Source organism: Mesorhizobium sp. M1A.F.Ca.IN.020.06.1.1, assembly GCF_004023265.1.
Lineage (GTDB): Bacteria > Pseudomonadota > Alphaproteobacteria > Rhizobiales > Rhizobiaceae > Mesorhizobium.
The window spans coordinates 1-1,412 of sequence record NZ_RZSR01001244.1 but is presented as its reverse complement, the minus strand read 5'-3'; the positions used below and the strand labels follow the sequence as shown (position 1 = coordinate 1,412).

General features: G+C 62.8%; 3 protein-coding genes. 2 read left to right on the top strand and 1 reads right to left on the bottom strand.

From position 1 onward, the window contains the following. The first annotated feature begins 1 nt into the window (after position 1). Together EOA60_RS32910 and EOA60_RS32905 are read left to right on the top strand one after the other, a co-directional pair. Entirely contained in the window at positions 2-364 is a 363-nt protein-coding gene (locus tag EOA60_RS32910; RefSeq protein WP_128312617.1) for a DUF2306 domain-containing protein, read from the top strand. A gap of 104 nt (positions 365-468) precedes the next feature. After that, entirely contained in the window at positions 469-894 is a 426-nt protein-coding gene (locus EOA60_RS32905; protein ID WP_067319759.1) for an OsmC family protein, read from the top strand. A gap of 17 nt (positions 895-911) precedes the next feature. Here the strand turns inward: EOA60_RS32905 and EOA60_RS32900 are convergent. Next, positions 912-1,412, bottom strand: a 501-nt coding sequence (locus tag EOA60_RS32900) for a MarC family protein (RefSeq protein WP_164899768.1), incomplete at its 5' end; no start/stop codon positions are given.

Genomic DNA, 1,412 nt, shown 5'->3' with positions numbered 1-1,412 from the left:
CATTCCATGGCACGCGTTCGCCGCCTTCGCCGCGCTGGCGATAGGCGGGGCGCAACTGGCATTGCCGAAAGGCACGACACGCCACCGCGTCTTGGGCTATGCCTGGGCCGCGCTGATGCTGGTCGTCGCCGTCTCGAGCTTCTGGATCCAGCGGATACGCCTGATCGGGCCGTTCAGCCCGATCCACATCCTGTCGATCCTGGTGGTTGTCACCGCCCCGCTGGCGGTCTGGTATGCGCACACCCATAAAGTGGCCGCGCATCGCAGCGCCATGATCAAGCTCTACCTATTTGCGCTGATCGGCGCCGGCATCTTCACGTTGGTGCCCGGCCGCATCATGCACACGGTCGTATTCGGCCAATAAACAATTTCGAGCGAAAGTGCGTCGCGGTTTTCCGTCCGGAATTGCCTATAGTTGATAGTTGCGGCGATAGTCCGCTTGCAAAGCAGCGTCTAAGGAAGATCATCGTGAAAGCACGCGTCAAATGGGTTGAGGAACGCACCTTTGTCGGCGAGTCCGGCAGCGGTCACAAAGTCGTGCTGGGCACGGCGCGTGGGCCGGAAGGCCGGACGCCAGGGCCGAGCCCAATGGAGCTGGTGCTGATCGGCACCGGCGGCTGCTCGGCCTACGACGTGGTCCATATCCTCGAAAAAGGTCGCGAGGCGGTCGAGGACTGCGTGGTCGAGCTGGACGCGGATCGTGCCGAGACGGAACCGCGCGTCTTCACCCGCATCCACATGCATTTCATCGTCAAGGGTCGCGCGATGTCGCACGACAAGGTGAAAAGGGCGATCGACCTGTCGATCGAGAAATACTGCTCGGCCACCGCGATGATGGCCAAGACGGCGGCCGTCACGCATGATTTCGAGGTGGTCGATACAGCAGTGAAATAAGGCAGTAGGGATGCTGCTCAGGCAGCCATCAGCGCCCTGACGCCGTCGGCGACGAACTGCACCGCAAGCGCCGCCAGGATGACGCCGAGCAGCCTCGTCAGGATCGAGCGGCCGGTCTGACCGAGGATGCGGTCGATGCGCTCTGCCAGCACGAACACCAGAAAGGTGAGCACAAGACAGATCGCGATGATGCCGACCAGCGCCGCTTGCGCCGCAAAGCCCTCGAAGTGTCCTGACAGCAGCACTGTCGCCGATATCGCGCCGGGACCGGCGATCAGCGGGATCGCCAGCGGAAAGGCGGCGATGTTGTGGATCATGTCCTTGGTGATGGCGACGTCGCCGATCTTCTCCTTGCGGTCCTGACGGCGCTCGAACACCATTTCGAAGGCGATGAAGAAAAGCAGGAAGCCGCCGGCGACGCGGAAGGCCGGCAGCGTGATGCCGAACACCGACAGGATCGAGGCGCCGGCGACGGCGAACAACGCCATCACCAGAAAGCCGATCACCGAAGCTCGCAC